General features: G+C 66.3%; 6 protein-coding genes. All 6 read left to right on the forward strand.

From position 1 onward, the window contains the following. A partial coding sequence (locus C7C56_RS29290; RefSeq protein ID WP_219933109.1) for a hypothetical protein occupies window positions 1-219 on the forward strand: 219 nt, incomplete at its 5' end. A 266-nt stretch (window positions 220-485) separates the two neighbouring features. Beyond that, the gene (gene hemN, locus C7C56_RS05135; protein WP_106756404.1) at window positions 486-1901 is read left to right on the forward strand and encodes an oxygen-independent coproporphyrinogen III oxidase; all 1416 of its coding nucleotides are present in this window, start codon (window positions 486-488) and stop codon (window positions 1899-1901) included. 8 nt (window positions 1902-1909) lie between these two features. Further along, window positions 1910-2671, forward strand: coding sequence for a sulfite exporter TauE/SafE family protein (locus C7C56_RS05140; RefSeq protein ID WP_106756405.1), 762 nt, complete (start codon window positions 1910-1912; stop codon window positions 2669-2671). After that, window positions 2668-5085, forward strand: coding sequence for a heavy metal translocating P-type ATPase (locus tag C7C56_RS05145; protein ID WP_106756406.1), 2418 nt, complete (start codon window positions 2668-2670; stop codon window positions 5083-5085). The genes C7C56_RS05140 and C7C56_RS05145 overlap by 4 nt, the downstream gene beginning before the upstream one ends. A 1-nt stretch (window position 5086) precedes the next feature. Beyond that, complete coding sequence (ccoS, locus tag C7C56_RS05150; RefSeq protein ID WP_106756407.1) at window positions 5087-5233, forward strand: cbb3-type cytochrome oxidase assembly protein CcoS; 147 nt, start codon at window positions 5087-5089, stop codon at window positions 5231-5233. 89 nt (window positions 5234-5322) lie between these two features. After that, on the forward strand, window positions 5323-6667 hold a 1345-nt coding region (gene ccoN, locus C7C56_RS05155; RefSeq protein WP_106756408.1), incomplete at its 3' end, for a cytochrome-c oxidase, cbb3-type subunit I.

Consider the following 6667-nt stretch of genomic DNA (forward strand, 5'->3'; position numbering starts at 1 on the left):
TGTCTTGACCAGTGGGTCCACTTTAAACATCCTCGACTGTATCCGTCTGAAACGCAGCAGTATTCGATCCGAGAAAAGTCACGCGCGCTTGAGTTCGGCGTTTCGTTACTTTCACAGAAATACGATCGGGAGTTGATCTTCACAAGTATCGCCGTTTTTATCCCGGAGGAGCTCGCAACGCTTCGTAAATTCTGGTGGAGAGGCACATTTTCATCATGACAAAGTTATCCGAACGACATCACTGGGCCCGGCAACTGCGCGATAGTCTGGATTTGCTGGCCGTCGTGGAACGGCAGACCGAAGATAAATGACCCTACCACTGCCCCTCAGACACCAGCCGCGGAGCAGGTAAAAAAGCAATGATAGCGCAACTGTCTACAGTGATTGCCGGTTGGCCAGGCACTTGTGGCTTTTTGATGCACGTCAAGGATTTTGAAGCGGCCGATCAATAAGCTTGCGGCATGATCGATAAAGCCCTCCAAACTATGGCCCCATCCCAAACGCTCCCCGAACGACCGCAGGAGATGGTGTTCGACGCCGCACTCATCCGTAAACTGACCAAGGCCGGCCCGCGCTACACCTCGTATCCGACCGCCGACCGCTTCAGCAGCGAGTTCGGCTACCGCGACTACCTGCAGGCCGTGGCGAGCCTGGTCACCCGGGGCAGCTGCAAACCCCTGTCGCTGTACGTGCACATCCCGTTCTGCGACACCGTCTGCTACTACTGCGCCTGCAACAAGATCGTCACCAAAAAGCGCGACAAGGCCGCCGTCTACCTGAGCTACCTGAAACGCGAGATCGAGATGCAGGGCCGCCTGTTCTCGGGCATGAACCACGTCGAGCAGCTCCACTTCGGCGGCGGCACGCCCACCTATCTGTCCGACGCCCAGATGGGCGAGCTGATGGCGCACCTGCGGCGATGCTTCCGTTTCCAGCCCGACGAGGAGGGCGAGTACTCGATCGAGGTCGATCCGCGCACGGTCTCGCCCGAGCGCGTGCACAGCCTGCGCCAGCAGGGCTTCAACCGCATCAGCCTCGGGGTGCAGGACTACGACCCGGACGTGCAGGCGGCGGTCAACCGCATCCAGCCGGAGCACGAGACGCAGTCGATCATCGACGCCGCGCGCGCGGCCGGCTTCCGCTCGGTCAGCATCGACCTGATCTATGGACTGCCAAAGCAAAACACCACCACCATGGCGAGCACGCTCGAAAAGGTGATCAAGGCCGCCCCGGACCGGATAGCCGTCTACAACTACGCCCACCTGCCGCACCTGTTCAAGCCGCAGCGCCGCATTTTGGACGCCGACCTGCCCGACGCCGAGACGCGCCTGGCGATGCTCGGCATGTGCATCGCCACCCTGCGCCACGCAGGCTACACCTACATCGGCATGGACCATTTCGCCCGCGCCGACGACGACCTCGCCATCGCCCAAGCGCAGGGACGCCTGCACCGCAATTTCCAGGGCTATTCGACCCATGCCGACACCGACCTGGTCTCGTGCGGCGTCTCGGCCATCAGCAATGTGGCCGGCACCTACAGCCAGAACGTGAAGACCCTCGACGCCTACTACGACCTGATCGAGCGCAACGAGCTGCCCGTCGAGCGCGGCATCCGCCTGAACATGGACGACGCGCTGCGCCGCGCGATCATCCAGATGCTGATGTGCCAGTTCGAGCTGTCGATACCGGCGATCGAGCAGGCCTACCCGATCTCCTTCCGGGAGTACTTCGCGTCCGAGATCGAGCGCCTCGCGCCGCTCGAGCGCGACGGGTTGATCAGCATGGACGCCTATTGGATCAACGTCACGCCCATGGGCCGGCTCCTGATCCGCAACGTCTGCATGGTGTTCGACCGCTATCTCGCCACCGCCAGCGGCCCGCACCATTCGCGCACGATTTGAGCGCCCACATGGACGGTATCAACCTGTTGCCGGTGTTCCTGGTCGGCCTGGCCGGCAGCGTCCATTGCGTGGGCATGTGCGGCGGGATCGTGAGCGCGTTTTCGATGGCGGCGGCTGAGCGCCCGGCGTTTCCCGTGCCCGTCATAACACTCAAGCGGCCGCCCGTGAGCGCGGGCGTGGTGCGGGTGGCGGCCTACAACACCGGCCGCCTTGCCAGCTATGCCACCGCGGGCGCGATCGCGGGCGGCCTCGCCGGCGGCGTGCGTTTGCTGGCCGACCTGTCGGCCTGGCAGGCCGCGGCGTATTGGATCACCAGCGCCGTGCTGATTTTGCAGGGGCTCTATCTGATGGGGGGATGGGCCGGCCTGGGCCGCATCGAGCGCTTCGGCGAGGCGCTTTGGCGCCGGCTGCGCCCCCTGACCGCGCGCATCATGCCGCTTGATTCGCCGGGCAAGTTCATGGCGCTCGGCCTGTTGTGGGGCTGGCTTCCCTGCGCCATGGTCTACAGCGTATTGGTCACGGCGATGCTGGCCGGGTCGGCGGCCGGCGGCGCCTCCGTGATGCTCGCCTTCGGCCTTGGCACACTGCCCATGCTGCTTTTGATGGGGCTCGGCGGAATGCACCTGGCGCCCGGTCCGCACCGCCAAAAGCTGCGCGCGGCCGCCGGCGTGTTGGTGCTCGCCTTCGGCGTGGCGGGCATCGCGCGCGCCGCCGGCGGCTTGCCGACTGGCTGGTTCGACACCATGTGCCGCTCGATGGGGGTGGCATGAGCGCCACGCCAGCCTGCGCCTTGTGCTTCCATTGCGGCCTGCCTTTGCCCGCGGCGGCGGCGTGGTCGGTGCGCATCGACGACACGCCCCGGCCCATGTGCTGCTCCGGCTGCGAGGCGGTGGCACAGGCTATCGTCGACAACGGCCTGACCGACTACTACCAAACCCGCGCCGCCTTCGGCGCCACCGGCAAGGGCGATTCACTGGTGCCGCCGCAACTGGCGCTGTACGACGCCGATCCCGCGCTGGTGCAGCCGCAGCCGGGCCAGGACAGCTGCGAGGCCGTGTTCTCGGTCGAGGGCATCCGCTGCGCGGCCTGCGTCTGGCTCATCGAAAGGCAGGTGGCTCGGCTTGGCGGCATCGAACGCTGCGACATGAACGTCGCCAGCGAGCGCTTGCACGTGCGCTGGAACCCCCTCGTGAGCAAACCGAGCGCCATCATCGGCGCCCTGCATGCCATCGGCTACACCGTCTACCCCTACGAAGCGTCGCGCCACGGCCAACAGCAGGAGCGCGCGGGCAAAAAACTGTTCCGGCAGCTGTTCGTGGCCGGTTTGTCGATGATGCAGGTGATGATGTACGCGCTGCCGGCCTACATCGCCGACGACGGCACCATGGAGGCCGACATGGCCGCGCTGATGCGCTGGGCCTCGCTGCTGCTGACGGTGCCGGCCGTGCTCTATTCGGCGCAGCCTTTCCTGCGCGGCGCCATCGCCAGCCTGCGCCAGGGCATGCCGGGCATGGACGTGCCGGTCGTGCTCGGGATCGGCGCCGCGTTCGTCGCCAGCGCCGTCGCCACCTTCCGCGGCGCGGGGGAGGTGTACTTCGACTCGGTCACCATGTTCATCTTCCTGTTGCTGGCAAGCCGCTACCTTGAACAGCATGCGCGCCGCAAGGCCGGGCGCGCGCTCGAGCGGCTGCAGCACGGCCTGCCGGCCAGCGCGCAGCGGATGACCGGCTTCCCGGATTCGCGCGCGACGGAGCTGGTCGCGGCGCAGTCCCTGCGCGAGGGCGATTATTTCTCGGTCGCCCCCGGCGAGTCGATCGCGGCCGACGGCGTGATCGTCGAGGGCGACACCGAATTCGACCTCGCCCTGCTCACCGGCGAGAGCCGCGCCCAGCCGCGCCGCGTCGGCGACGAGGTGCCGGGCGGCGCCGTCAATACATCCCAGGCGACCGTACTGCGGGTGACCAAGGCCGCGCGCGACAGCACCCTGGCGCGCCTGGTCGCGCTGGTAGAGCGGGCCGGGCACGGCAAGCCGCAGATGGCGCTGTGGGCCGACCGCGTCGCAGCGTGGTTCGTGACGGCGCTGCTCGTGCTCACCGTCGCCGTGTTCATCGCGTGGCAAGTCGTCGATCCGGCGCGCGCGTGGCAGGTGGCGATCGCGGTGCTGGTGGTGTCGTGCCCGTGCGCGCTCTCGCTCGCCACCCCGAGCACCCTGGCCGCCGCCACCGACCTGCTGGTGCGCAGGGGCGTTTTGATCGTCAAGCCGCATGTTCTCGAGACGCTGCACCGGGCCACCCACGTCATCTTCGACAAGACCGGGACCCTGACCGAGGGCCAGCCGGTGCTGCGCAAGACCGTGGCGCTGGGCGCGCTCGACGCGAACCAGAGCCTTGCCATCGCGGCGGCGCTGGAGGCGGGCAGCGCGCATCCGCTGGCGGCGGCGCTGCGCCGTGCCAACAGGAAGCCATCCTTGCACGCCCTCGCCCCGCACAGCGTGGCGGGGCAGGGCGTGGAGGGGACGATCGACGGGGTGCGCTACCGGCTCGGTTCGGCCGTGTTCACGGGGGCCTCCGAGGGGCATCCGCGCGGCGGCGAGGCGAGCCACGTGTTCCTGGCCGGCGGCGGCGTGCCGCTGGCGCGCTTCGAGCTGGCCGACGCCCTGCGCCCGGACGCGCTCGCGGTGGTGCAAAGCTTCCAGCGGCGCGGCCAGCAGGTGGTTTTGCTCAGCGGCGACGCGCAGCCGGTGGTCGACACCGTCGCCGGCCAGCTCGGCATCGCGACCGCGCTCGGTGGTCGCCTGCCGGCGGCCAAGCTGGCCTACGTGCAGCAGTTGCAAAGCGAGGGCGCGGTGGTGGCGATGGTCGGCGACGGCGTCAACGACGCCGCGGTGCTGAGCGCCTCCGACGTCTCGTTCGCGATGGGCGGCGGCGCCGCGCTGGCGCAGCTCAACGCCGACTGCGTGCTGCTGGCAGGGCGCCTCGCCCCGCTCGACGAGGCGGCCGTGACGGCCGGGCGGGCCTTGCGCGTGATCCGCCAGAACCTGTGGTGGGCATCGATTTACAACGCCGTCGCGATCCCCGCGGCGGCGCTCGGCTTAATCAATCCATGGCTGTCGGCCGTGGGCATGTCCGCCAGCTCGGCGGTCGTCGTCATCAACGCGCTGCGGCTGCGGCGCTGGAGAGTTTGAAATGGAAGCCCTGTACATACTGGTGCCGCTGAGCCTGCTGGTCGTCGCGCTCGCCGCCGTGTTTTTCTTCATCGCCGACGATGGCGGGCAGTTCGACGACCTCGACGGTCCGGCCATCCGCGTGGTGCGCGACGACGACACGGTCTGATCCGGTCGTTTTTGATTCACATCAAGGATTTTTAACGTCCAGAAATTTATTCTCCTGCTGTCATCGAGTTATATTCCAGGAGAGCCTTTGTGGACAAAGCTTTAAATTACAACTACAAGATCGTCAGGCAGTTCACGATCGCCACCGTCGTATGGGGCGTCATCGGCATGCTGGCCGGCGTCTTCATCGCCGCCCAGCTGGCCTGGCCGGTGCTCAATTTCGACATAGCATGGCTCAGCTACGGCCGCCTGCGCCCGCTGCACACCAACGCGGTCATCTTCGCGTTCGGCATCAACGGCCTGTTCGCCACCTCCTATTACGTGGTGCAGCGCACCTGCCAGGTGCGGCTGTTCTCCGACGCCCTGTCGACGTTCACCTTCTGGGGCTGGCAACTGGTTCTCGTGCTGGCGACCATCACCCTGCCGATGGGCTTCACCCGCGGCAAGGAATACGCCGAACTCGAATGGCCGATCGCGCTGTTGATCACGGTGGTCTGGCTGGTCTACGCGGTGGTCTTCTTCGGCACCCTGCTCAAGCGCAAGGTCAAGCACATCTACGTCGCCAACTGGTTCTTCGGCGCCTACATCATCGCCGTGGCGCTGCTGCACGTGGTCAATGGCGCGGCGATGCCGGTCACGTTCTGGAAGTCGTACTCGGCCTACGCCGGGGTGCAGGACGCGATGATCCAATGGTGGTACGGCCACAACGCGGTCGGCTTCATCCTCACCGCCGGCTACCTCGGCATGGTGTACTACTTCATTCCAAAGCAGGCCGAGCGGCCCGTGTACTCGTACCGCCTCTCGATCGTCCACTTCTGGGCCCTGATCTTCACCTACATGTGGGCCGGCCCGCACCACCTGCACTACACCGCGCTGCCCGACTGGACCCAGTCGATCGGCATGGTGTTCTCGCTGATCCTGCTGGCGCCCTCGTGGGGCGGGATGATCAACGGGATGATGACGCTGTCGGGCGCCTGGCACAAGCTGCGCACCGATCCGATCCTCAAATTCATGATCGTCTCGCTCTCGTTCTACGGCATGGCGACCTTCGAGGGTCCGATGATGTCGATCAAGACCATCAACGCGCTGTCGCACTACACCGACTGGGGCATCGCCCACGTCCACGGCGGCGCCTTGGGCTGGGTCGGATTCATCACCATGGGCTCGATCTATTACCTGATCCCGCGCCTGTCGGGCAAGAAGGCGATGTGGAGCACCGAACTGGTGGACCTGCACTTCTGGGTCGCGACCATCGGCATCGTGTTCTATATCAGCGCGATGTGGATCGCCGGCGTGATGCAGGGCCTGATGTGGCGCGCGGTCAATGCCGACGGCACCCTGACGTACACCTTCGTCGAGAGTGTCAAGGCGACCTATCCGTACTACGTGATCCGCTTCGGCGGCGGCCTGTTGTACCTCGGCGGCATGCTGCTGA

This window comes from Massilia glaciei (genome assembly GCF_003011895.2).
Classification (GTDB): domain Bacteria; phylum Pseudomonadota; class Gammaproteobacteria; order Burkholderiales; family Burkholderiaceae_D; genus Telluria_A; species Telluria_A glaciei.